Genomic DNA, 25,308 nt, shown 5'->3' with positions numbered 1-25,308 from the left:
GAATGGTTAGCAATTGGCCACCGGTCGGGTTGTCGGGCGACAACCCGGATTCAGAACGAATGCGTCTGCTGGCGGCGCTTCCACTGACTCAGGCGTTGCTGCAGATTCAGCGGGCTGTGGATCTGCTGCTGGCGCGCCCGGCTGAACAGGATCAGCGCCAGTTCCGCCGTGGCCAGGGCATCGGCACTCGCATGGTGGCGCTCGAACACTTCGAGCTTGAACCAGTCGATCCACTCGTCCAGCCCCGCCTCTCGAATGTGCGCCTGCGGGCAAACCAGCGGGGCGATCTGCGCCACATCGAGAAACACCGTCTGCAACTTGTGCCCCAGGTGCTCCTTCAGTGCGCGGCCGAGCATGTGCTGGTCGAACGAAGCATGAAACGCCAGCACCGGACTGTCGCCGATAAACTCCAGCAGCTCGACCAAAGCTTCGGTGGGCTCGCTGCCGGCGGCAATCGCGCTCGGGGCCAAGCCGTGAATCAACACGCTCGGGCCGAGTTTCAACTCGTGACATTGCAGGGTGCGTTCGAACTGCTGACTGAAGTCGATCGCACCGTCCTCGATCACTACCGCGCCGATCGACAGCACCCGATCCTTGCTCAGGTTCAGCCCGGTGGTTTCCAGATCCAGCACTACCCAGCGCTGCTCGCGCAGGCTGCACTCGCGCAGTTCGCCGATGGCCGGCAGTTTCGTCAGGCGCTGTTGCAGGTCGTCCGGCACAACGGGGCTGGCCGGACGCAGCCACGAGAACAGGCTCATAGCTGATACCGCAGGGTCAGGCTGCTTTGCAGGCGCTGGGCCTGGCGCAGGGATTCACGCAGGATGCGCCGGTCCAGATGATTGAGGCTGTCGGGATCGACCCGGTTCGAGTACGGCAGGTTTTCCCGGGTCTGCAATTGATGCTGCTGCATGCGCGTCTGCTGAATGAAGTGGTACGCCTCTTCGTACGCGGCGCCATCCAGCCGGTCGATGACTTCTTTATCCACCAGCTGGCGGAAGCGTTCGAGGGTGTTGTTGGCGTCGATGCCATGGGCCAGCGCCAGCAGGCGCGCACCGTCGACAAACGGGGTCAGGCCCTGAATCTTCAGGTCCAGGGTGGCTTTCTCGCCGTTCTTTTTCGTCAGCACGAACTCACGGAATCTTCCGACCGGCGGGCGGTTGCGCAAGGCGTTCTCGGCCATCATCCGCTGGAACAGACGATTGTCGCCGACCTGATCGAGAATCCCCCGGCGCAATTGTTCGCAACCCTGTTCATCACCCCAGACCACGCGCAGGTCGAAATAGATGCTGGAGCCCAACAGGTTCTCCGGCGTCGCCTCGCGAATGAACGCGGCAAAGCGTCGGGCCCATTCGGCACGGGACAGGCACAGCTGCGGATTGCCGGCCATGACGTTGCCCTTGCACAGGGTGAAACCGCATTGCGCCAGGCTGGTATTGATCTGCTGGGCGATGGGCAGCAGCTTGCCGCGAATCTCCGCCGCATGGGCCGCATCCCGCGCATCGAACAGAATGCCGTTGTCCTGATCGGTGTGCAGCGTCTGCTCGCGCCGGCCTTCGCTGCCGAAGCACAGCCAACTGAACGGCACACCGGGATCGCCTTTTTCGGCGAGGGTCAGTTCGATCACCCGGCACACGGTGTGATCGTTGAGCAGGGTGATGATGTGGGTGATCTGGGTCGACGAGGCGCCGTGAGCCAGCATGCGCTCCACCAGTTGGCCGATCTCGCCGCGCAGGGTCACCAGTTGTTCGACCCGCTGGGCGCTGCGAATGGTCCGCGCCAGATGCACCAGATCCACCCGCTGCAGCGAGAACAGATCCCGCTCGGAGACCACGCCGCACAGGCGCCGATCCTTGACCAGACAGACGTGGGCGATGTGCCGTTCGGTCATGGCAATCGCCGCGTCGAAGGCGCTGTGATCCGGCGACAGATAGAACGGCGAGCGGGTCATGTGACGGTCGATCGGCTCGCTGAAATCGTCAACCCCTTCAGCCACTACATGCCGCAGATCGCGCAGGGTGAAAATCCCCAGCGGCGCCTTGTGCTCATCCACCGCGACGATGCTGCCGACCTGTTGTTCGTGCATCAGCTTCACTGCTTCGCGCAGTGGGGTGGAAGAGCTGCAGGTCACCGGATGGCGCATGGCCAATTCGCCGAGACGGGTGTTCAGCGAATACTGGGTGCCGAGGGTTTCCACGGCTTTCTGCTGGACTTGCTGGTTGACCTGATCGAGCAGGCTGCTGACCCCGCGCAGGGCGAAATCGCGGAAGGTGTTGGAGAGAGCAAACAGCTTGATGAACGCCAGTTTGTTCAGTTGCAGACAGAAGGTGTCTTCACCGGCCAGATGCTCGGTGCGGGTTGCCCGTTCGCCAAGCAGCGCGGCAAGGGGAAAACACTCGCCGGTCGTAATTTCAAACGTGGTTTCGGTGCCGCCCTTGGCCGTGTGCGGACGCTCGCCCACCACCCGGCCCTGCTTGACGATGTAGAAGTGTTCGACCGGCCCGTCAGCGGGTTTGATGATGCTCTCGCCCTGACCGTAGAAGCGCAGCTGGCATTGCTCCACCAGATAGGCCAGGTGAGCGTGTTCCATTTGATTGAAAGGGGGGAAGCGCTGGAGGAATTGCAAAGTGCCCTGAATGTTCTGCAACACCGCGGTTTTCCCTGCCTGGGTGAAGGCGTCCGCTTTACTCATAACCATTACCGCAGTCTTTTTCGAATTGTTGTTGTCGGATCGTTGCAGCCATGGTCGACCCCATCGCGCGGGGTGCCCATTGGACGTAAGTCTAGGTTGGGCATGCCGTTGGGGAGTTTTCGGATATGCCCTACAAAATCAGTCGGAAATTCTTCGGTTCGCCCCTTGGAAAAAAATCCGACGAAGTGCACATTGAAGCTCTGCCCAGCGATGTCTGACCACTGTGCCAGGGGATCGAATTGAAAACGTAGAGAACGCCATGTCCGACCACGATATTTTGAGCGACGCCGAGCGGGAAGCGCTCAGCGCCGTCATGCTGGAACCCGACCTGCCGCCGCAGCGGGTACTGATTGTCGACGACGACAAGGATGCCCGCGAGTTGTTGTCGGAGATCCTGGCACTGGATGGCATTCGCTGCCTGACCGCGGCCAGCGGCGAAACCGCGCTGAAAATGCTCGCGGAAAAACCTTCGATCGGGTTGGTGATCACCGACCTGCGCATGGGCAACGTCGATGGCCTGGAGCTGATCCGCCAGGTGCGCGAATCCGTCAGGGCGGCGCTGCCGATCATCATTGTGTCCGGTGATGCCGACGTGAAGGATGCGATTGCGGCGATGCATTTGAGCGTAGTGGATTTCCTGCTCAAACCTATCGATACCGCCAAATTGCTTGGACTGGTCAGGCATGAGTTGGGGATCGAGCCCTAGCCAATCCGGCGCAAACAAAAAAAGCCCTGATCGAAAGATCAGGGCTTTTTCGTGTCCGGCATCCGCGCAGGTTAAAGGCCGTTGGCAGCCTTGAACTCGCGACGACGACGGTGCAGGACCGGCTCGGTGTAGCCGTTCGGCTGTTTGGTGCCCTCGATCACCAGTTCGACCGCCGCCTGGAAGGCGATGTTGCTGTCGAAGTTCGGGGCCAGCGGACGGTACAGCGGGTCGTTGGCATTCTGACGGTCCACCACCGGCGCCATGCGCTTGAGGCTTTCCATCACTTGCGCTTCGGTGACGACACCGTGGCGCAGCCAGTTGGCGATGTGCTGGCTGGAGATACGCAGCGTCGCACGGTCTTCCATCAGGCCGACGTCGTTGATGTCCGGCACCTTCGAGCAACCCACGCCCTGGTCGATCCAGCGCACCACGTAACCGAGAATGCCCTGGGCATTGTTGTCCAGTTCGTTCTTGATCTGCTCCGGGGTCCAGTTCGGGTTGACCGCCAGCGGGATGGTCAGGATGTCATCGACCGAAGCGCGGGCACGCTTGGCCAGCTCGGCCTGACGGGCGAACACGTCGACCTTGTGGTAGTGCAGCGCGTGCAGCGCAGCGGCGGTCGGCGACGGAACCCAGGCAGTGTTGGCGCCGGCCAGCGGGTGAGCGATTTTCTGTTCGAGCATCGCTGCCATCAGGTCGGGCATCGCCCACATGCCTTTACCGATTTGCGCACGACCCTGCAGGCCGGTGCTCAGACCGATATCGACGTTCCAGTTCTCGTAGGCGCCGATCCATTTCTCGGCCTTCATGTCAGCCTTGCGCACCATCGGGCCGGCTTCCATGGAGGTGTGGATTTCGTCGCCGGTGCGGTCGAGGAAACCGGTGTTGATGAACACCACGCGCTCGCTGGCCGCCTGGATGCAGGCCTTGAGGTTGACCGTGGTGCGGCGTTCCTCGTCCATGATCCCGACTTTCAGGGTGTTGCGCTTGAGGCCCAACACGTCTTCGATGCGACCGAACAGCTCGTTGGTGAACGCCGCTTCTTCAGGGCCGTGCATTTTCGGTTTAACGATGTACACGGAACCGGTGCGGGTGTTCTTGCGCGAAGTGTTGCCGCTCAGGTTGTGCATCGCCGCGAGGCAAGTCACCAGACCATCGAGGATGCCTTCCGGCACTTCGTTGCCATGCTTGTCGAGGATCGCGTCGATGGTCATCAGGTGACCGACGTTACGCACGAACAACAGCGAACGGCCGTGCAGGGTCAGTTCGCTGCCGTCGACCTTGGTGTAGGTGCGGTCCGGGTTCATGGTGCGGGTAAAGGTCTGGCCGCCCTTGGACACGGATTCCGCCAGATCGCCCTTCATCAGGCCGAGCCAGTTGCGGTAGATCACCACTTTGTCGTCGGCATCGACGGCAGCGACGGAGTCTTCGCAGTCCATGATGGTGGTCAGCGCCGCTTCCATCAGGATGTCTTTGACGCCGGCGGCATCGGTCTGGCCGACCGGGGTGCTGGCGTCGATCTGGATTTCGAAATGCAGGCCGTTGTTCTTCAGCAGGATCGCAATCGGCGCATTGGCATCGCCCTGGAAGCCGATCAGCTGTGCGTCGTTGCGCAGGCCGCTGGTGCTGCCGCCCTTGAGGGTGACGACCAGTTTGCCGTCAGCGATCTTGTAGCCGGTGGAATCGACGTGGGAGCCGGTCGCCAATGGCGCGGCTTCGTCGAGGAACGCACGGGCGAAGGCGATGACTTTGTCGCCACGCACCTTGTTGTAGCCTTTGCCTTTTTCCGCGCCGCCGGCTTCGCTGATGGCGTCGGTGCCATACAGGGCGTCGTACAGCGAACCCCAGCGGGCGTTCGAGGCGTTGAGGGCGAAGCGGGCGTTCATCACCGGGACCACGAGTTGCGGGCCGGCGGTACGGGCGATTTCGTCATCGACGTTTTGCGTCGTTGCCTGGAAATCAGCCGCTTCTGGCAGCAGATAACCGATCTCTTGCAGGAAGGCTTTATAGGCCACGGCGTCGTGGGGCTGACCGGCACGGCTCTGGTGCCAGCCATCGATACGAGCCTGGAAGTCATCGCGTTTGGCGAGTAGGGCTTTGTTCTTCGGCGCCAGGTCGTGAATGACCTTGTCGGCACCTTCCCAGAATTTGTCGGCGGTGAGGCCGGTACCGGGAATGGCTTCGTTGTTCACGAAGTCGAACAGGACTTTGGCGACCTGCAGGCCACCGACTTGAACGTGTTCAGTCATTGCTTGCCTCACTCTGCTCAGCTATTTCGCTTTTCAGCTCTTCAATTTAACAATGAAGCCTCTGGCCATTTAAACCACAAACCCCTCGACCAGTACATGCCATCGCTGGCGGCTGGGCTGGGACCAATCAACGGCTTGGGGGCCTTGCTGACGGGGCTTTCAGGGTTGCGAACGTGCCTTGGGCAGACATCGATCCAGCGTTATGTAGTGCGCGCTGCGGCATACTACATGATGAGTTGCGGTTGTGAAAATCGGACTAATTACGTCGTTCTGCGACCCCATGACGCATTGCGGTCACGGCGCGGAACGGGATGTTCTCAAAAAACCAATGGATTGTTCCAGCTAAATATAAAAAGTTGTACACGATTTGTGATTTCGAGCGTCTGAGGCGTCTGTCGAACGCTTGCCTATACTTGCTCTTCTATAACAAAAGTTATGACAAGAGGGCTGCGCCATGGATCACCTCGTACTCACCGTCTTCGCACCGGACAAGCCCGGGCAGGTCGAGCGCATCGCCCAATGCATCGCCGAACACGGCGGCAACTGGCTGGAAAGCCGCATGTCACGCATGGCCGGGCAGTTCGCCGGGATCCTGCGGGTCGGCGTGCCGGCGGAGGCTTACGACGAATTAGTCGATGCCTTACAAGCACTGTCGGCACAGGGGATTCGCGTGCTGGTGGCCGAAAGCGGTATCGAACAGGCCTGCACCTGGAAACCGATCGCCATGGAACTGGTGGGCAATGATCGTCCGGGGATCGTGCGTGACATCACCCGGCTGCTGAGCGAGCAGGGCGTGAATCTCGAACGGCTGGTGACCGAAGTACGTCCGGCACCGATGAGCAGTGAACCGCTGTTCCATGCCGAAGCGATTCTCGCGGTGCCGCTGACTTTGTCGCTGGACGTGCTGCAATCGCGCCTGGAAACCCTGGCCGATGACTTGATGGTGGAACTGGTGCTGCGCACCGACCTGTGAAGACGGATCGGGTTATCCAGTTTAAACGTGCACCTGCCTGTGGATAACCTGTAGAGACTGAGCGCCAGGCCACGTCCGCCGTGGCTTGCCGAAGATTGATCAAAAAACCGCCAGCATTCAGTGACTTGCGCACAAACGGCGGGGATCACGCTGTGGATAACCTTGGGAAGGAACGATACAGGCCACGAGAACCGTGGCCTGTGAAGGTTTGTGCGTTTTTTGATCAGCTGCGCCGACGCAGACTCATCCAAGCATCGACGCTGTACACCGCCAGACCGGCCCAGATAAACATGAAGGCGATCAGTGTGCTGGACGACAAGTGCTCGCCGAACAGCAGCACGGCTTGCAGCAGCACCAGCGTCGGCGCCAGGTATTGCAGGAAGCCGAGGGTGGTGTAAGGCAGATGCCGCGCGGCCGCGTTGAAGCACACCAGCGGCACCAGCGTCACCGGACCGGCTGCCACCAGCCACCAGGCTTCGGAGGTGGTCCAGAACTCGGCCTGAGCGCTGGTGGCGGTCGGATTGAACAGCAGCCACGCGAGGGCGATCGGCACCAGCATCCAGGTTTCCACCACCAGCCCCGGCAACGCCTTGATCGGCGCCTGCTTGCGGATCAGCCCGTAGAAACCGAAGGTCAGCGCCAGCACCAGCGATACCCACGGCAGGCTGCCGACCTGCCACACCTGCTGCGCCACACCGATAGCCGCCAGACCGACCGCCAGCCACTGCATGCGGCGCAAGCGTTCGCCAAGGATCAGCATGCCCAGCAGCACGTTCACCAGCGGGTTGATGTAATAACCGAGGCTCGCTTCCAGCATCCGGCCGTTGTTCACCGACCACACGTAGGTCAGCCAGTTGGCCGCGATCAAGGTGCCGCTGAGCGCAAGAATCGCCAGGCGTTTCGGGTTGTCGCGCAGTTCCTGCCACCAGCCGGGATGCTTCCACACCATCAACAGCAGCGCGCCGAACAGCGCCGACCACAGCACTCGATGAATGATGATTTCCACCGCCGGCACTTCGGCGATGGCTTTGAAGTAGAGCGGGAACAGTCCCCAGATGATGTAGGCGCTGAGGCCCAGAATGTACCCGCGACGCGGGTTGGCGGCTTGCATGCAGAATCCTTGCTTAGGCAGCTAACAAAGCAGCGATTGTACGGGCAGTTGTATAGACGTGTCGTGTCAGAAAAGCTTCAACGGCTCTTCGTTCAGCGCCGCCAGCTGCTCACGCAACGCCAGCACCTGATCGCCCCAATACCGCTCGCTGCCGAACCACGGAAAGCTGCGGGGGAACGCCGGATCGTCCCAGCGCCGGGCCAGCCAGGCGCTGTAATGCATCAGGCGCAAGGCGCGCAGCGGTTCGATCAGCGCCAGTTCGCGCGGGTCGAAGTCATGGAATTCGTTGTAGCCGTCCATCAACTCCGACAGCTGCCCGAGACAATCCTGACGATCGCCGGCGAGCATCATCCAGATGTCCTGCACCGCCGGGCCCATGCGGCAGTCGTCGAGGTCGACGATGTGGAACATCTCGTCGCGGCACATCATGTTGCCGGGGTGGCAGTCGCCGTGCATGCGGATGTTCTGGTGCGGGGTGTTGGCGTAGACATCTTCCACACGCTTGAGCAGGTCGCGGGCGACAGACTCGTAGGCCGGCAGCAGGCTCCTGGGAATGAAGTTGCCTTCCAGTAAAGTGGTCAGCGAGTCATGGCCGAAGTTCTTCACCGCCAGTGCTTCGCGGTGTTCGAACGGTTTGGTGCCGCCGACTGCATGCATGCGCCCGAGCAATTGGCCGAGGCGATACAACTGGTCGAGATTGCCCGGTTCCGGCGCCCGGCCACCGCGACGGGGAAACAGAGTGAAACGAAATCCGGCGTGTTCGTGCAGGGTTTCGCCGTTGTGGATCAATGGCGCCACCACCGGGATCTCGACGTCGGCCAGTTCGAAGGTGAACTGGTGTTCTTCGAGAATGGCTTCGTTGGTCCAGCGCTGTGGGCGATAGAACTTGGCGATCAGCGGTTCCGAGTCTTCGATGCCGACCTGATAGACGCGGTTTTCGTAACTGTTGAGCGCCAGAATGCGCGCGTCGCTCAGGAAGCCGATGCTTTCGACGGCATCGAGCACGAGGTCTGGGGTGAGGGTTTCAAACGGGTGGGCCATGCTGACTCCTGCGCGCAGCAGGCTGCCGCGTCCGGCTCAGCATGGTAGCGCAGACGGGCGGTCTTGAGTGGGATCGTTCCCGCGCAGCGCACGGGAACGAGCAGAGCGTCGCCCGATCAGGCGCCGACGATCCCGCCATCTTCACGGGTAATCGCCATCACCGATGAGCGTGGCTTGCCGTTCGGCAGGTGCTCGGGGAAGGTCGAACCGCCGTTCTCGCCCGGGTGCTGAATCCCCACGAACAGGGTTTTCTGATCCGGCGAGAAACTGATCCCGGTGACTTCACAGCCGATCGGCCCGACCATGAACCGGCGAATTTCCCCGGTCGCAGGATCGGCGCAGAGCATCTGGTTGTTGCCCATCCCGGCAAAATCACCGGCGTTGCTCGAATCTCCGTCGGTGAGGATCCACAACCGCCCGGCCTTGTCGAAGCCGAGGCCGTCGGGGCTGTTGAACATGTTCTGCGGGGTGATATTCGAAGAGCCGCCTTTCGGCGTACCGGCGTGGACGCTCGGGTTGCCGGCGACCACGAACAAATCCCAGGCGAAGGTCTTCGACGCGTGATCGTCGCGGTCGGTGCGCCAGCGCAGGATCTGCCCGTAGACGTTCTTCTCGCGGGGGTTCGGCCCGCCCACCGGTTGCCCGTCTTCGCCGCGTTTGGCGTTGTTGGTCAGGGTGCAATAAACCTGGCCGTCTTTCGGGCTGACCACGATCCATTCCGGACGGTCCATGCGCGTGGCGCCGACCACACTGGCGGCGAGACGTGCGTGAATCAGCACTTCGGCCTGATCGGCGAAACCACTGCTGGCGTCGATGCCGTTCTTGCCGTGGGTCAGTTCGATCCACTGGCCCTGGCCTTTCGGGTGATCCGGATTGCCGTCGCCGGCATCGAACCTGGCGACGTACAGCGTGCCGTGATCGAGGATGTCGCGGTTGGCTTTGGCGTTGCGGTGATTGATCTTGTCGCGGCTGACGAATTTGTAGATGAACTCGCCGCGTTCGTCGTCGCCCATGTACACCACGGCGCGACCGTCGTCGGTCTCGGCCAGTGCGGCGTTTTCATGTTTGAAGCGGCCCAGCGCGGTGCGTTTGACCGGGGTCGATTGCGGGTCGAACGGGTCGATCTCCACGACCCAGCCGTGACGGTTGAGCTCGTTGGGGTTCTTCGCCATGTCGAAGCGCGGGTCGAACAGGTGCCAGTTGATCTCGCGGCTGGCGGCCGACACGCCGTAGCGTTTCTGCGCCGGGTCGAATTGTTGCTGGGCGTTGCTGCTGCCGAAGCAGTCGGTGAAGTTCTCTTCGCAGGTCAGATAAGTGCCCCACGGCGTTTTGCCGTTGGCGCAGTTCTGGAAGGTGCCGAGGACTTTCTTGCCGTGCTTGTCGGCGCTGGTTTTCATCAGCTCGTGACCGGCGGCCGGGCCGCTGATACGCAGCGGCGAGTTGCCGTGGATGCGCCGGTTGTAGCGCGAGCCCTGGACGAACTGCCACTGGCCGTTCTTGCGCTGCACTTCGATCACCGACACGCCTTCGCAGGCCAGAGCCTTGCGCACGTCCTCGGCCGACTGCGGCATGCCGCCGTGCGGGTAGAGGTAGCGGTAGTTGGTGTATTCGTTGTTGATCGCCATCAACGCGCGGTTTTTCTCGCCCGGGAATTCGAACAGGCTCATGCCGTCGTTGTTGTCGCCGAACTGCACTTCCTGTGCGGCCGCGGTTCCATTGCCGCTCGGGTCGAAGGCCGGGCCGTTCTTGTGCAGCGGCTGGCCCCAGCTGATCAGCACCGACGACTTGTAGCCCTTGGGCAGGCTGATGGTGTCGGTGGTGGCCGCCGGAATGCTGTCGAAGCCGAGCAGACGGCTGTTTCCGGCGCTGACACTGGCGGCCAGCACGCTGCGGCTCAGCAGGTTGCCGCCGAGGAACATCGCCGCGCCGCACAGCGCGCCGGCGCTGATGAACCCGCGACGGCTCAGGCCGACCATTTTTTCCAGGTCTGTGGATTGGTTTTCTTCTAATAGGCTCACATCAGGCTCCCTGCATGGTTTTGGCAGCCACCTTAATGCGGGTCGATGACGCTTTCGTTGCAGCGCTGTTTAGAGCGGTGTTCCGAGCAGCACATTCGACGGGGAAAACTGCACCTGCACCGCTTGCTCGACCGTCAGGCCCCGGGTGCGCAAGTCCAGCGGTTCGGCCAGCGCGCACAGGGTCTGGCCGTTGGGCAGGGCGATGCGCACTTCGCTCGGGCCGTCTTCGGCGTCGAGAATCGCCTCGATCCGGCCGCTCAAAAGATTCTGGCCAACGGCAGGTGTGGCCTGTGGAGCGAGCAGTTCGAGCCAGCCGGCCTTGATCAGTGCCACCACTTCGGTGCCCGGTTGCAGCTCCAGGTGCACGGTGCTGTCGTGGGTGATCTGCGCGTCGATCGACAGGCCTTCGGCCAGTTCGAGGCGGATCAGGTCGTTGCGGCCCTGACCTTCGATCAGCACGACTTTGCCGTGCAACTGATTGCGCGCGCTGGTCCTGAGCATCAGCCGACCGAGCAGGTCCAGATCGCTGGCGTCCTCGGCTGCTTCCAGTACTTGAGCCTGCAAGGCTTGCAGCTTTTGATACAGGCGCAGCACTCGCTCGCCCTCGCTCGAGAGTCTGGCGCCACCGCCGCCCTTGCCGCCGACCGCGCGCTCGACCAGAGGCTTTTGCGCAAGGTTGTTCAGCTCATCGATGGCATCCCACGCCGCCTTGTAACTCAGGCCGGCGCTTTTTGCGGCGCGGGTGATCGAACCCTGTTCGGCGATGTGTTGCAGCAAGGCTATGCGCTGTGGACGGCGGACGATGTGCTGGGACAACAAAGAGGGCAGGGCCATGGCGGACGCTTTGTGCTGAAGGGTTGAGGGAGGACGTTGGCGGCTCGAAGCGTATCCGTCAAGCCGCGTCGCCGGGTTTTGGCGTGCGGGCCAGGCAGTACACATCCACCCGCGCGGCGCCGGCGTCCATCAGCAAACGGGCCAGTGCCTGAGCGGTGGCGCCGGTGGTCAGCACGTCGTCGACCAGAGCCAGGTGCCGGCCTTGCACCAGGGCATCGGGGCTCAAGGCGAAGGCGTGACGCAGATTGCGTTTACGCGCCTTGGCGTTGAGGGTCTGCTGGGCGTCGGTATCCTGCACGCGCAAAAGGCTGTGCTCCTCGCAAGGCAGGTCGAGTGACTTGCCCAGCCACTGCGCCAGCATCGCCGCTTGATTGAAGCCGCGCTGGCGCAAGCGTTTGGGTGCAAGCGGCACCGGCAGCAGGGCGTCCGGGCGCGGCAGGTCTTCTTCGAAGCGATGTTGCAGGAATTGGCCAAGAACGTCGGCGAGCAAGTGGCCAAGCGGCCATTTGCCGTTGTGTTTGAAACGGGTGATCAGCGTGTCCACCGGAAAGCTGTAAGTCCAGGGCACGGCCACCGTTTCAAAGGCCGGCGGTTCCTGCAGGCAGCCGCCACAGGTCAGGCCGTAAGCGGGCAAGGGCAGGGCGCAGGTCAGGCATTGATCGCCCAGCCACGGCAGATCGGTTTCGCAAGCGGTGCAGATCGGGATTTGCGCGTCTGCCGGTTCGTCACACAACAAGCAGTGTTGTTTGTTTTTTAACCAGATGTAAACCGGTCTTTCGTAGTCTGGTTGACAGCGCATGACTCTTCCTTAAATATGCCGAACATCCGTGTCGTGCCTGTGGGTATTCCGTTTCCCCAGGCGCCAGCCAAGCATAACCAAGGAAACGCCCATGAGCGCCAGCACCACTGCCACCCTGCGTCACGACTGGACTTTGGCCGAAGTCAAAGCACTGTTCGTTCAGCCATTCAACGACTTGCTGTTCCAGGCGCAGACGGTGCACCGCGCGCATTTCGACGCCAACCGCGTCCAGGTTTCCACTCTGCTGTCGATCAAGACCGGCGCCTGCCCGGAAGATTGCAAATATTGTCCGCAGTCCGGTCACTACAACACCGGGCTGGAAAAAGAAAAGCTGATGGAAGTGCAGAAAGTCCTCGAAGAGGCTGCACGCGCCAAGGCCATCGGTTCGACCCGTTTCTGCATGGGCGCGGCGTGGAAGCACCCGTCGGCCAAGGACATGCCTTATGTGCTGAAGATGGTCGAAGGCGTGAAGGCCATGGGCCTGGAAACCTGCATGACCCTCGGTCGTCTCGATCAGGATCAGACCGAAGCGCTGGCCAAGGCCGGCCTCGACTACTACAACCACAACCTCGACACCTCGCCGGAGTTCTACGGCAGCATCATCACCACCCGCACCTATGCCGAGCGTCTGCAGACCCTGGCCTATGTGCGCGATGCGGGGATGAAAATCTGCTCCGGCGGCATCCTCGGTATGGGCGAGTCCCTCGATGACCGCGCGAACCTGCTGATCCAGTTGGCCAACCTGCCGGAGCACCCGGAATCGGTGCCGATCAATATGCTGGTGAAAGTCGCCGGTACGCCGCTGGAAAACGCTGACGACGTCGATCCGTTCGACTTCATCCGCATGCTCGCCGTGGCGCGGATCCTGATGCCGCAATCCCACGTGCGCCTGTCCGCCGGACGCGAAGCGATGAACGAGCAGATGCAGGCCCTGGCGTTCTTCGCCGGCGCCAACTCGATCTTCTACGGCGACAAACTGCTGACCACCGCCAACCCGCAGGCCGACAAGGACATGCAGCTGTTCGCACGTCTGGGCATTCAGCCGGAAGCACGCGAAGAGCATGCTGACGAAGTACATCAGGCTGCCATCGAACAGGCGCTGGTGGAGCAGAAGAGCAGCGAGCAGTTCTACAACGCGGCGGTCTGATCGCCCGTTCTTCTCAGGCGCTGCCTCGGGCTGTGCCTGCTGATTCATTTGCCACCCGTGAGGCTTGCATGTCTTTCGATCTCGCCGCACGCCTTGCTGCCCGTCGTGCCGACAATCTCTATCGCCAGCGACCGCTGCTTGAAAGCCCGCAAGGGCCGCAAGTGGTGGTCGACGGTCAGCCGCTGCTGGCGTTCTGCAACAACGATTACCTGGGGCTGGCCAATCATCCGCAAGTGATCGAAGCCTGGCGCGCCGGTGCCTCGAAGTGGGGCGTCGGCGGCGGTGCCTCGCATCTGGTGATCGGCCACAGCGGCCCGCATCACGAATTGGAAGAAGCTCTGGCAGACCTCACCGGACGGCCGCGCGCGCTGTTGTTCACCACCGGTTACATGGCCAATCTCGGCGCGGTCACGGCGCTGGTCGGGCAGGGCGATACGGTGCTCGAAGATCGGCTCAATCATGCCTCGTTGCTGGATGCCGGATTGTTGTCCGGCGCGCGCTTCAATCGTTATCTGCACAACGACGCTGACAGCCTCGCCAAGCGTCTGGAGAAAGCCACCGGCAATACGCTGGTGGTCACTGACGGCGTGTTCAGCATGGACGGCGATCTCGCCGATCTGCCGGCGCTGGCCCGGGAAACCAGGGCCAAAGGCGCTTGGCTGATGGTCGATGACGCCCACGGTTTCGGCCCGCTGGGGGCAAACGGTGGCGGGATCGTCGAGCATTTCGGTTTGAGCCAGGAAGATGTGCCGGTGCTGGTCGGCACGCTCGGTAAAGCGTTCGGCACGGCGGGGGCGTTCGTCGCCGGCAGTGAAGAGCTGATTGAAAGCCTGATCCAGTTCGCCCGTCCGTACATCTACACCACCAGCCAGCCGCCAGCGCTGGCCTGCGCAACCTTGAAGAGTCTGGAGCTGCTGCGCAGCGAACACTGGCGTCGCGAGCATTTGCAGTCGCTGATTCGTCAATTCCGCCACGGCGCCGAACAGATCGGTCTGGAACTTATGGACAGCTTCACGCCGATTCAGCCGATCCTGATCGGCGATGCCGGTCGCGCCGTGCGTCTGTCGCAGATGCTGCGCGAGCGTGGACTGATGGTCACCGCGATCCGCCCGCCGACCGTGCCTGCCGGCAGCGCGCGGTTGCGGGTGACGCTGACCGCCGCTCACAGCGAGGCACAGGTGCAGCTATTGTTGGAAGGACTGGCCGATTGCTTTGCGCAACTCAAGTCGGAGCCAAGCCATGCGTGATCGCCTGATTCTGCTACCGGGCTGGGGCCTCGGCGTTTCGCCGCTGGAGCCGCTGGCCGCTGCGTTACGCGGACTCGACGAGCACCTGCAGGTCGACATCGAGCCGTTGCCGGAGCTGGACTCCAGCGATCTGAACGACTGGCTCGACGAGCTCGATGAGCGCATCCCCGAAGATGCCTGGCTCGGCGGCTGGTCACTGGGCGGGATGCTCGCTTCCGAGCTGGCGGCGCGGCGTGGCGAACATTGCTGCGGCTTGCTGACCCTGGCGAGCAATCCTTCGTTTGTCGCCCATGAACAATGGCCGAGCGCGATGCCCGGCGAGACTTTCGATGCGTTTCTGGCCGGCTGCAGCGCCGACCCGCGCACGACCCTCAAGCGATTCTCTCTGCTGTGTGCCCAGGGCGCGCAAGACGCGCGCGGCTTGTCGCGGCTGTTGCTCGGCGGCGCGCCGAATACCTCGCCGGCCGCGTTGATGGCCGGTCTGGAATTGTTGGCGCAGATCGATACGCGCGCTGCCTTGCAGGCGTTTCGTGGCCCGCAATTGCATCTGTTCGGCGGGCTGGACGGGTTGGTGCCGGCGGAGGCCGCGGGCGAGCTGTTCGCGTTGCTGGCGGATGTCGAGGTCGGCCTGATCGAGCAGGCCAGCCATGCGTTTCTTCTGGAGGATCCCCACGGTGTGGCGGGTGCTATCCAGGCGTTTTTAAGTGAGTGCGGTGATGACTGATTTGTCTGTTGCGGCGTTGCCCGGCGGCTTGCCTGACAAGCGCCAGGTCGCGGCTTCTTTTTCTCGCGCAGCGGCCAGCTACGACAGCGTCGCCGAGTTGCAGCGCGATGTCGGTACGCAGTTGATGAATCGCTTGCCGGTGGATTTTCGCCCGGCACGCTGGTTGGATCTGGGCTGTGGCACCGGGTATTTCACTCGGGCGCTGGCCGAGCGATTTGGTGAGGGGCTGGCACTGGATATCGCTGAGGGCATGCTCCATCACGCGCGGCCGTTGGGTGGGGCCATGCACTTTATTGCTGGCGATGCCGAACGTTTGCCATTACAGGATTCGACCTGCGATCTGATCTTCTCCAGCCTTGCCGTGCAGTGGTGCGCGGACTTTGAAGCGGTGCTCGGTGAAGCGTTTCGGGTGCTGAAGCCGGGGGGGATTTTCGCGTTTGCTAGTCTTTGTGCAGGGACGCTTTACGAATTGCGCGATAGCTGGCGTCAGGTCGATGGTCTGGTGCACGTCAACCGCTTCCGCGAATTCGCCCGCTACGAGCAATTGTGCGCGGCCAGTGGTTTGCGCAGTGTTTGTCTGGAGAACCGGCCGCATGTGCTGCATTACCCGGATGTGCGCAGCCTGACCCATGAACTCAAGGCCTTGGGCGCGCATAACCTGAACCCTGGCCGGCCGGGTGGATTGACCGGGCGGGCGCGGATTCTGGGGCTGGTCGAGGCCTACGAGCAGTTCCGTCAGCCTGCGGGATTGCCGGCGACCTACCAGGTGGTCTACGCCGTGTTGGAGAAACCCTTATGAGCGCAGCCTATTTCATCACCGGAACCGACACTGACGTTGGCAAGACCACCGTCGCCGCCGGGTTGCTGCACGCTGCGCGGTCGGCGGGGCTGAGTACGGCGGCGGGCAAACCGGTAGCGTCCGGTTGCGTGGTGACGACCAGAGGTCTGCGCAATTCCGATGCGCTGGCGTTGCAGGCCGAATGCTCGTTGCCGCTGACGTATCAACAGGTCAATCCGGTGGCGTTCGAGCCAGCGATCGCGCCGCATCTGGCAGCGCGTGAGGCGGGTGTGGCGCTGACCGTGCAATCGTTGCTGGGGCCGATGCGCGAGATTCTGGCCATGAACGCCGACTTCACGCTGATCGAAGGCGCAGGCGGCTGGCGGGTGCCGTTGGCGGATCAGGACAATCTGTCGGATCTGGCGATTGCGCTGAAGTTGCCGGTGATTCTGGTGGTCGGCGTGCGTCTGGGTTGCATCAGCCACGCGCTGTTGACCGCTGAAGCGATCGCTCGTGACGGGCTGCAACTGGCCGGTTGGGTGGCGAACATCATTGATCCGAAGACGTCGCGGCTGGAGGAAAACCTCGCGACACTCGCCGAGCGGATTCCGGCGCCGTGCCTGGGGCGGGTGCCGAAGCTGAAGGCGGTTAGCGCTGAAGCGGTCGCCGATCACTTGCAACTGGATCTGCTCGACTGATTTTGGCTATGACAAGGCACTGTGCCATTAGTGTTTTTGACGGGTGTTTTTCTGACGCCTCTGGTTCAATGGCACCCATCGATCCTTCCCAAGGATGAGAGCTCCCATGGAAATCTCCGGAAACACAGCTTTTTATGCAGGTCTGAGCACCATCCAGACCGGGCAGAACCGCGTCGATCAGGCCGCCAGCCAGATCGCCAACAACACCATCGAGCGCTCGGTCACCAGCCAGTCTTCCGAAGCCCAGATCGATCGCCTGCGCGGAGTGGATCGCAGCCAGCAAATGGATCCGGGCAGCGCCATGGCCGAGATGGCCCAAGGCAAGTTTCAAGTGGAGCTGGGCACGAAAGTCGCGAAGGCTTCCGATGAAATGCTCGGTACGATCATCGATACGTTCGCCTGATTTTTTGATCCGCGCTTTGCCAGACGCCGCGACTGTTCGCGGCGTTTTTCGTTGTAAGTCCTTCTCCCTCAACTAATCTTTTTTCAGTGCACATGGCTCGGTCGGGCACATGTCGCGCTGCTGTGTCCGGCGTTCGGAAAATGTGATGACGAATGGCAAAAGAACGACGCTTGACAAGATTTCGGCGTAAACGTATGTTTCAAACAACTGTTTGACCGTCACAACAAATCAATGCGGTCGTTCATTCCCGGTTACATCAGCAGAGGTTTATCGCTATGCCTGACTACAAGGCCCCCTTGCGTGATATTCGCTTCGTTCGTGACGAACTGCTCGGCTACGAAGCGCACTATCAGAGCCTTCCAGCGTGCGCAGAAGCAACGCCGGACATGGTTGACGCCATTCTCGAAGAGGGCGCCAAGTTTTGTGAGCAAGTGCTGGCACCGCTGAACCGCGTGGGTGACACCGAAGGCTGCACCTGGAGCGAGTCCGGCGTGAAAACCCCGACCGGCTTTAAAGAGGCCTACAAGCAATTCGTCGAAGGCGGCTGGCCAAGTCTGGCCCATGACGTCGAGCACGGCGGTCAGGGGCTGCCTGAGTCGCTGGGTCTGGCTGTCAGCGAGATGGTCGGCGAAGCCAACTGGTCGTGGGGCATGTACCCGGGCCTGTCGCACGGCGCGATGAACACCATCTCCGAACACGGCACCCCAGAGCAGCAGGAAGCCTATCTGACCAAACTGGTCTCCGGCGAATGGACCGGCACCATGTGCCTGACCGAACCGCACTGCGGCACCGACCTGGGCATGCTGCGTACCAAGGCCGAACCTCAGGCCGACGGTTCCTACAAAGTTTCCGGCACCAAGATCTTCATCTCGGCCGGTGAACACGACATGGCCGACAACATCGTCCACATCGTACTGGCCCGCCTGCCGGATGCACCGGCCGGCACCAAAGGCATTTCCCTGTTCATCGTTCCGAAGTTCCTGCCGAACGCCGACGGCACCGTCGGTACCCGTAACGCCGTGACCTGCGGTTCGATCGAACACAAGATGGGCATCCACGGCAACGCGACCTGCGTGATGAACTTCGACGGCGCGACCGGTTTCCTGATCGGCCCGGCGAACAAAGGCCTGAACTGCATGTTCACCTTCATGAACACCGCACGTCTGGGTACCGCACTGCAAGGTCTGGCCCACGCCGAAATCGGTTTCCAGGGCGGCCTGAAATACGCTCGCGATCGCCTGCAAATGCGTTCCCTGACTGGCCCGAAAGCGCCGGACAAGGCCGCTGACCCGATCATCGTTCACCCAGACGTACGCCGCATGCTGTTGACCATGAAGGCATTTGCCGAAGGCAACCGTGCGATGGTGTACTTCACCGCCAAACAGGTCGACATCGTCAAATACGGCGTGGATGAAGAAGAGAAGAAGAAAGCCGACGCACTGCTGGCCTTCATGACTCCGATCGCCAAAGCGTTCATGACCGAAGTCGGTTTCGAATCCGCCAACCACGGCGTACAGATCTACGGCGGCCATGGCTTCATCGCCGAGTGGGGCATGGAGCAGAACGTTCGCGACAGCCGCATCTCGATGCTGTACGAAGGCACCACCGGCATCCAGGCACTCGACCTGCTGGGCCGTAAAGTGCTGATGACTCAAGGCGAGGCGCTGAAAGGCTTCACCAAGATCGTCCACAAGTTCTGCCAGAACAACGAAGGCAACGAAGCCGTCAAGGAATTCGTCGCACCGTTGGCTGCACTGAACAAAGAGTGGGGCGAGCTGACCATGAAGGTCGGTATGGCTGCAATGAAAGATCGCGAAGAAGTCGGCGCGGCCTCGGTGGACTACCTGATGTACTCCGGTTACGCCTGCCTGGCCTACTTCTGGGCTGACATGGCGCGTCTGGCTGCCGAAAAACTGGCTGCCGGCACCACCGACGAGGCGTTCTACACCGCCAAGCTGCAAACCGCGCGCTTCTACTTCCAGCGCATCCTGCCGCGTACCCGTACGCACGTGGCCACCATGTTGTCGGGCGCCAACAACCTGATGGACATGAAAGAAGAAGACTTCGCACTGGGCTACTAAGCCTTAACGCGGTCTTTCGAAAAACCGCTGCTCCTTCGGGGGCAGCGGTTTTTTTGTGCCCGGATTTCCCCAATCCCGGGGCTGATTCCCCAGCATTGATGAGGTCGCTGCTCAGCCGACCCCTTGCGCTTATTGATTCAAAATGTTTCCAGAGGACTGGCCAATTAATTGCACTGCCCGATTTACCGGTGCTAACCAGAACTGCCTGCTCAAAGAAGCAAGACGCCCGGCACTTAACAACAACAGTCAGGGTGAAGCCTATGAACATCAGTCGACTCGCTCGTTTGACCTTCTGGTTACCCATCGCGCTGTCAGTCCACAGCGCATGGGCCGCCGACCCCGCCGTGGTCGATCCTCCCGTGCCGGAGGTGCCTTCGCTGCAATCACTGCGCGGGATGGTGCCCCCCGATCCGTCCGGAACCGAAGGCGGGCGCAAGGTCGACCTGATGACCGACTACGTGCTCAATCGCCAGGCCGCGATCCTGCTGGGCAAAGCGCTGTTCTGGGACATGGAGATCGGCAGCGACGGCTCCACGGCATGCGCTTCCTGCCACTACCACGCCGGCGTCGACCACCGCATCACCAACCAGCTCAACCCCGGCCAGGCCCATACCAACGCCAATGTCGCGTCGATCTTCAACAAGCCGTTTGTAGCCTCGGACATTCCCGGTGATGTGGCGTCCTACGCGACGTTGTCCGGCGGCAAGGGCGGCCCGAACTACACGCTGAAGAAAACCGACTTCCCGACCCACGTGCTGAGCAATCCGCTGGAGCGCAACTCGCCCATCGTGTACTCGACGGACGATGTGGTCGGCTCGCAAGGCGTGTTCGACGCCAACTTCGTCAAACCCAATCAGGCGCGTTTCGACAAATGTACTCAGCAGCCGGACGGTATTTTCCAGGTCGGTGGCATCAACGTGCGTCGCAGCACCGGGCGCAATGCGCCGTCGGTGATCAATGCCGCGTTCAACGTGCGCAACTTCTGGGACGGTCGGGCCAACAACGTGTTCAACGGCTTCTCGCCGTTCGGTAATCGCGATCCGGATGCCGGGATCTACGTGACCAGCGAACGCAGCACGGTTGCGACCAAAGTGCGGCTGGCGCTCAACGATGCGTCTGCCGCCTCGCAAGCCGTCGGCCCGCCCGGCAGCCCGGTGGAAATGTCCTGCGGTGGCCGTACCTTTGCCGACATCGGCCGCAGGATGCTCGACACGCTGATGCTAAAGCAGCAAAGGATTTCATCCACCGACTCGGTGCTGGCTCCAGTATCGGGCGCACGGCGGCCGACCTATCGCGAACTGATCAAGAACGCCTTCCAGCCCCGGCTGTGGAACGCCACGCAAAACGTTCTGGTGGGCGGCGTGCCGTACACCCAGATGGAGGCCAACTTCCCGCTGTTTTTCGGCCTGGCGATCCAGATGTATGAGGCGACGCTGGTGTCCGATCAGGCGCCGATCGATGCTTACCTGCAGGGCGATCACACGGCAATGAACGCGCAACAGGTGGAGGGCATGAACCTGTTTCTCGGCAAGGGCAAATGCGTCAATTGCCACGGCGGTCCGGAGCTGACCAACGCCGCCAGCCGCCTGCTGATGCACCCGCGCGAACGCATTGAGCGGATGGTGATGGCCGACAACCTGACCACCCTTTACGACAACGGCTTCTACAACACCGGTGTGCGCCCGACCTCGGAAGACCTGGCCCTCGGCGGCGCGGATGCCTGGGGCAATCCATGGTCGTTCACCCGGCAGTACAACAGCGTGTTGCAGGGCGGTCGCTCGGTCGATCCGCTGGACGTCGATGTCTGCACGTTCGAGGCACCGTTGAGTGCGGCGATTCCGTGCGATGCCACGCTCAAACCGAATGTCGGTTTCCGCGACTCGGTCGACGGCGCATTCAAGACCCCGACCCTGCGTAACATCGCCCTGACCGGGCCGTACTTCCACAACGGCAGCCGCTCGACGCTCAAGCAGGTGATGGAGTTCTACAACCGTGGCGGTGACCGGCGCGGTGAAGATGCCAACAACACCAGCGGCTTTGAGCATCCGGCGGTGAACCAGCACAACACTTCCAACCTCGACCCGGACATGACGGCGCTGAACCTGACGCCCGATGAAATCGACGCGCTGGTGAAATTCATGGAGGTCGGCCTGACCGATCCTCGCGTGGCATGGGAGCGCGCACCGTTCGATCATCCGTCGCTGGTGATTCCGCAGGGCCACATCGGCGATGAAAATGCCGTGACCCAGCGTCCGGCCAGTCCGAAAGTCACGACCCGTCAGGCGATGGACGCATCGCTCAATCTCAAGCCTTACGGTGCTGAAGGCCGGCCGGCGGCAGAGGGGCCATTGCAGCCGTTCTACAACGATCTCTGAGCATAAAAACACACCATGGCCATCAAGAATGATGGCCATGGTGGCCGTCTAGCGGCCATTGCGCAAAAAACCTTACTGAATTACTCAGCAACTGCCGATTTCGGCCGTTAAAGAGACAGCCTGTGATCTGGATCACATTGTGTGTGCTTAACTGGCCACATTGCAGGCACAATGCCATCTCTTTGCCATGACGGGTCGGAGCTTTTACCCTTGCCGCGTTCTTCCGCTGTACGTTTCAGTCATTTCCTGCCGTCACTGCTGTTGTTGCTCGCGGGGTTAGCGGCTGCGTACGTCAAAGACCTCAACGTGTTCTTCACCTCGCTGTTTAACGTGTTGCCGACATTGGTGCTGCTGTTGGGCGGTTCGTACTGTGCGGTTTACCGACGCCAGCGCGAGCTGTTTCTGATGGTCACGGTGTACATCGCCTACTTCCTGCTCGACACCCAGACTGACTATTACCGCGACAACGGCAAGGTGCGCGAAGATGCGGCCGTGGTGTTCCACTTGGTCTGTCTGTTGCTGCCGTTGCTGTTCGGTCTGTTCGCCGCATGGCAGGAACGCACGCATCTGTTTCAGGACATGATCGCGCGCTTCGCCGTGCTGCTGGCCTTTGGCAGCGTGGCGCTGGGGCTCGAGCAAAGCTACCCGCAGGCCTTGCTGATGTGGCTTTCCGAGATCCGCTGGCCGGCGCTGCACGGCGCGTGGATGAGCCTGATCCAGTTGTCGTATCCGGTGTTCATCTCGGCGTTCCTGCTTCTGGCCTGGCAATACTGGCGCAACCCGCGTCCGCTGCACGCGGCGCAACTGGTGGGGTTGCTCGGGGTGTTCTGGATGCTGCCGAAAACCTTCATCCTGCCGTTCACCCTGAACATCATGTGCAGCCAGGTCATGCTGATGATTGCGGCAGCGGTAGCGCACGAGGCGTATCAAATGGCCTTTCGCGACGAACTTACCGGTTTGCCGGGCCGCCGCGCACTCAACGAGCGCATGCAGCGTCTGGGTCGCAACTATGTGCTGGCGATGAGCGACGTCGATCATTTCAAGAAATTCAACGACACCCACGGCCACGACGTGGGGGATCAGGTGTTGCGTCTGGTCGCCAGCAAGCTGTCCAAAATCAGCGGCGGCGGTAGGGCGTATCGCTATGGCGGTGAGGAATTCGCCCTGGTGTTTGCGGGCAAGACCCTCGAAGAGTGCATGCCGCACCTGGAAGTCATCCGCGAGTCGATTGCGTCCTACAACATTCAGCTGCGCAATCAGGAAAGTCGCCCGCAGGATGATCAGCAGGGCCGTCAGCGCCGCTCGGGTTCGGGGGCGTCCAGCGTGTCGGTCACGGTCAGCATCGGCGTGGCCGAGCGTCTGGAGCAGCGCACCCCGGAAGAAGTGCTGAAATCCGCCGACCAGGCGCTCTACAGCGCCAAGGGCGCAGGGCGAAACTGTGTGATGGCGTTCGGGCAGAACCGCCGTGGCGCGGTGCGCATGGACAACGCCGCAGGTTGAGTGATGACGGCGCATTCAGCGTCTGGACAGTGATTGTGGGGCAGGGTGGCCGGCAGTAGGTTGAAGCAATCTGCTGAAGGAGAAGCCACCATGCCCGAGTACAAAGCTCCCCTGCGCGACATGCGCTTTCTGATCGACCACGTCTTTGACTTCCACACTCAGTACGCGGCCCTCGGCGCCCACGACGCCAGCACGGACATGATCAACGCGATCCTCGACGAGGGCGCGAAGTTCTGTGAGAACGTTCTGGCACCGCTCAATCGCAGCGGCGACGAAGAGGGCTGCCATTTCGACAATGGTGTGGTGACAACGCCTACAGGCTTCAAGCAGGCCTTCGCACAATACGTGGAAGGTGGCTGGCACGGTCTGGCGGCAGATCCGACCTACGGTGGCCAGGGGCTGCCGAGTTCGCTGGGGCTGGTGATCAGCGAAATGGTCGCCTCCAGCAACACCTCCTGGGGCATGTACCCGGGCCTGACCCACGGCGCCATGTCGGCGATCCACGCCCACGGCACCGAAGAACAGAAAAACACCTATCTGCGCAAACTTACTGCAGGCCAGTGGACCGGCACCATGTGCCTGACCGAAGCCCATTGCGGCACCGACCTGGGCATCATCAAGACCCGCGCGGTGCCGCAGGCCGACGGCAGTTATGCGGTGACCGGCAGCAAGATTTTCATCTCCGCCGGCGAGCACGACATGAGTGACAACATCATTCATCTGGTGCTGGCCAAACTGCCGGACGCACCGGCGGGCACCAAAGGCATTTCGCTGTTCATCGTGCCGAAATTTCTCCCGGACGCCTCCGGTGAAGCGGGCGAGCGCAACGGCGTTTCCTGCGGCTCGATCGAACACAAAATGGGCATCAAGGCATCGGCCACCTGCGTGCTGAACTTCGACGACGCCAAAGGTTTCCTGATCGGCGAGCCGAACAAAGGCCTGAATTGCATGTTCACCATGATGAACCACGCGCGCCTCGGCACCGGGATGCAGGGCCTGTGTCTGGGCGAGGCAAGCTTCCAGGGCGCAATCAAATACGCCAACGACCGCTTGCAGATGCGGGCCCTGACCGGTGCCAAGTCCCCGGACAAACCGGCCGACCCGATCATCGTCCATCCGGACGTGCGACGCATGCTGCTGACCATGAAAGCCTTCAACGAAGGCAACCGCGCGCTGACCTATTTCACCGCGCAGATGCTCGATGTCGCGCACCTGAGCCCGGACGCCGAGGTGCGTCACGAGGCCGAAGACCTGTTGGCGTTCCTGACACCGATCTGCAAGGCGTTCATGACCGACACCGGCCTGGAGGTGACCAACCTCGGCATGCAAGTGTTCGGCGGCCATGGATTTATCCGCGAGTGGGGTATGGAGCAACTGGTTCGCGATTGCCGCATTGCACCGATCTACGAAGGCACCAACGGCATTCAGGCGCTGGATCTGCTCGGGCGCAAAGTGCTCGGCAGCCAGGGCAAACTGCTGCGCAACTTCACCAAAATCGTTCACAAGTTCTGTGCTGCCAATGCCGGTCATGCGCAACTGGGCGGGTTTGTCGCGCAACTCGATGACCTCAATCAGCAATGGGGCGAGCTGACCATGAAGGTCGGTATGGCCGCGATGAAGAACCCGGATGAAGTCGGCGCGGCTTCGGTGGATTACCTGATGTACAGCGGTTACATCGTTCTCGGCTACCTGTGGCTGCGCATGGCGCTGGTCGCTCAGACTCAGCTGGAGTCGGGGGAGGGTGATGGCGATTTCTGTCAGGGCAAACTGGCGACGTGCGAGTTTTACTTCAAGCGGTTGCTGCCGCGCACCGCTGCGCATCGTGCGGCGATCGAGGCGGGTAGCGATTGCCTGATGAAACTGCCGGCGCAGTTGTTCTTGCTGTAACACGCCACTGTTAAACAAAAGAGCCCGCTGATTGCGGGCTTCTTTATA

At 61.7% G+C, this 25,308-nt stretch carries 20 protein-coding genes; 12 read left to right on the top strand and 8 right to left on the bottom strand.

What is annotated here, in order from left to right:
* Positions 1-50: 50 nt before the first annotated feature.
* Together JKA62_RS11440 and JKA62_RS11435 are read right to left on the bottom strand one after the other, a co-directional pair.
* Positions 51-758 carry a 3'-5' exonuclease gene (locus JKA62_RS11440; protein WP_011336254.1) on the bottom strand — a complete coding sequence of 236 codons (708 nt, stop codon included), beginning with the start codon at positions 756-758 and terminating at the stop codon, positions 51-53.
* Positions 755-2,695 carry a putative nucleotidyltransferase substrate binding domain-containing protein gene (locus JKA62_RS11435; protein ID WP_201817837.1) on the bottom strand — a complete coding sequence of 647 codons (1,941 nt, stop codon included), beginning with the start codon at positions 2,693-2,695 and terminating at the stop codon, positions 755-757. The genes JKA62_RS11440 and JKA62_RS11435 overlap by 4 nt, the downstream gene beginning before the upstream one ends.
* 253 nt (positions 2,696-2,948) lie before the next feature.
* On the opposite strand from JKA62_RS11435, the gene JKA62_RS11430 reads away from it, so the two are divergent.
* Complete coding sequence (locus tag JKA62_RS11430) at positions 2,949-3,395, top strand: response regulator (RefSeq protein ID WP_011336252.1); 447 nt, start codon at positions 2,949-2,951, stop codon at positions 3,393-3,395.
* Between the two features lie 71 nt (positions 3,396-3,466).
* On the opposite strand, the gene JKA62_RS11425 is transcribed toward JKA62_RS11430, so the two are convergent.
* Positions 3,467-5,644 (bottom strand): malate synthase G, encoded by a 2,178-nt coding sequence (locus JKA62_RS11425; RefSeq protein WP_011336251.1) that lies wholly within the window; start codon positions 5,642-5,644, stop codon positions 3,467-3,469.
* A gap of 454 nt (positions 5,645-6,098) precedes the next feature.
* Between JKA62_RS11425 and JKA62_RS11420 the strand changes: the two genes are divergently transcribed.
* Positions 6,099-6,617: a glycine cleavage system protein R gene (locus JKA62_RS11420; RefSeq protein WP_011336250.1), complete on the top strand. Its 519-nt coding sequence runs from the start codon at positions 6,099-6,101 to the stop codon at positions 6,615-6,617.
* 223 nt (positions 6,618-6,840) lie between these two features.
* Here the strand turns inward: JKA62_RS11420 and rarD are convergent, their stop codons facing one another.
* The 5 genes from rarD to JKA62_RS11395 all read right to left on the bottom strand — a co-directional run bounded on the left by rarD (position 6,841) and on the right by JKA62_RS11395 (position 12,420).
* The gene (gene rarD, locus JKA62_RS11415; RefSeq protein WP_011336249.1) at positions 6,841-7,728 is read right to left on the bottom strand and encodes an EamA family transporter RarD; all 888 of its coding nucleotides are present in this window, start codon (positions 7,726-7,728) and stop codon (positions 6,841-6,843) included.
* A gap of 66 nt (positions 7,729-7,794) precedes the next feature.
* Positions 7,795-8,769: a serine/threonine protein kinase gene (locus JKA62_RS11410; RefSeq protein WP_011336248.1), complete on the bottom strand. Its 975-nt coding sequence runs from the start codon at positions 8,767-8,769 to the stop codon at positions 7,795-7,797.
* A 116-nt stretch (positions 8,770-8,885) separates the two neighbouring features.
* Positions 8,886-10,787: a PhoX family protein gene (locus tag JKA62_RS11405; protein ID WP_064380288.1), complete on the bottom strand. Its 1,902-nt coding sequence runs from the start codon at positions 10,785-10,787 to the stop codon at positions 8,886-8,888.
* A gap of 69 nt (positions 10,788-10,856) precedes the next feature.
* The gene (locus tag JKA62_RS11400; protein ID WP_201817831.1) at positions 10,857-11,621 is read right to left on the bottom strand and encodes a TOBE domain-containing protein; all 765 of its coding nucleotides are present in this window, start codon (positions 11,619-11,621) and stop codon (positions 10,857-10,859) included.
* A gap of 58 nt (positions 11,622-11,679) precedes the next feature.
* Entirely contained in the window at positions 11,680-12,420 is a 741-nt protein-coding gene (locus JKA62_RS11395) for a ComF family protein (RefSeq protein WP_201817829.1), read from the bottom strand.
* A gap of 91 nt (positions 12,421-12,511) precedes the next feature.
* Here JKA62_RS11395 and bioB point away from each other — a divergent pair, with 91 nt between their 5' ends.
* From bioB to JKA62_RS11345, 10 genes are all read left to right on the top strand, one after another.
* Positions 12,512-13,567, top strand: a complete 1,056-nt coding sequence (gene bioB / locus JKA62_RS11390) for a biotin synthase BioB (RefSeq protein ID WP_011336244.1) — start codon at positions 12,512-12,514, stop codon at positions 13,565-13,567.
* 68 nt (positions 13,568-13,635) lie between these two features.
* Entirely contained in the window at positions 13,636-14,814 is a 1,179-nt protein-coding gene (bioF, locus tag JKA62_RS11385) for an 8-amino-7-oxononanoate synthase (protein ID WP_201817827.1), read from the top strand.
* Positions 14,807-15,538 carry an alpha/beta fold hydrolase gene (locus JKA62_RS11380; protein ID WP_201817825.1) on the top strand — a complete coding sequence of 244 codons (732 nt, stop codon included), beginning with the start codon at positions 14,807-14,809 and terminating at the stop codon, positions 15,536-15,538. The genes bioF and JKA62_RS11380 overlap by 8 nt, the downstream gene beginning before the upstream one ends.
* A complete protein-coding gene (bioC, locus tag JKA62_RS11375) occupies positions 15,531-16,337 on the top strand; it encodes a malonyl-ACP O-methyltransferase BioC (RefSeq protein ID WP_011336241.1) in 807 nt (268 codons plus the stop codon). The genes JKA62_RS11380 and bioC overlap by 8 nt, the downstream gene beginning before the upstream one ends.
* The gene (gene bioD, locus JKA62_RS11370; RefSeq protein WP_201817824.1) at positions 16,334-17,014 is read left to right on the top strand and encodes a dethiobiotin synthase; all 681 of its coding nucleotides are present in this window, start codon (positions 16,334-16,336) and stop codon (positions 17,012-17,014) included. Before bioC ends, bioD begins: the two co-directional genes overlap by 4 nt.
* Before the next feature lie 106 nt (positions 17,015-17,120).
* Positions 17,121-17,417, top strand: coding sequence for a hypothetical protein (locus tag JKA62_RS11365; protein ID WP_011336239.1), 297 nt, complete (start codon positions 17,121-17,123; stop codon positions 17,415-17,417).
* 275 nt (positions 17,418-17,692) lie between these two features.
* Positions 17,693-19,498, top strand: coding sequence for a phenylacyl-CoA dehydrogenase (locus JKA62_RS11360; RefSeq protein WP_011336238.1), 1,806 nt, complete (start codon positions 17,693-17,695; stop codon positions 19,496-19,498).
* Between the two features lie 260 nt (positions 19,499-19,758).
* Entirely contained in the window at positions 19,759-21,873 is a 2,115-nt protein-coding gene (locus tag JKA62_RS11355; RefSeq protein ID WP_064380303.1) for a cytochrome-c peroxidase, read from the top strand.
* Positions 21,874-22,083: 210 nt separating this feature from the next.
* Positions 22,084-23,373, top strand: a complete 1,290-nt coding sequence (locus tag JKA62_RS11350) for a GGDEF domain-containing protein (protein WP_201817823.1) — start codon at positions 22,084-22,086, stop codon at positions 23,371-23,373.
* 90 nt (positions 23,374-23,463) lie between these two features.
* Positions 23,464-25,260 carry an acyl-CoA dehydrogenase C-terminal domain-containing protein gene (locus JKA62_RS11345; RefSeq protein ID WP_201817821.1) on the top strand — a complete coding sequence of 599 codons (1,797 nt, stop codon included), beginning with the start codon at positions 23,464-23,466 and terminating at the stop codon, positions 25,258-25,260.
* Positions 25,261-25,308: the final 48 nt, after the last annotated feature.

It is taken from the genome of Pseudomonas sp. B7 (assembly GCF_016735645.1).
GTDB lineage: Bacteria > Pseudomonadota > Gammaproteobacteria > Pseudomonadales > Pseudomonadaceae > Aquipseudomonas > Aquipseudomonas glycinae.
This window is presented reverse-complemented; position numbering and strand designations above follow the sequence as displayed.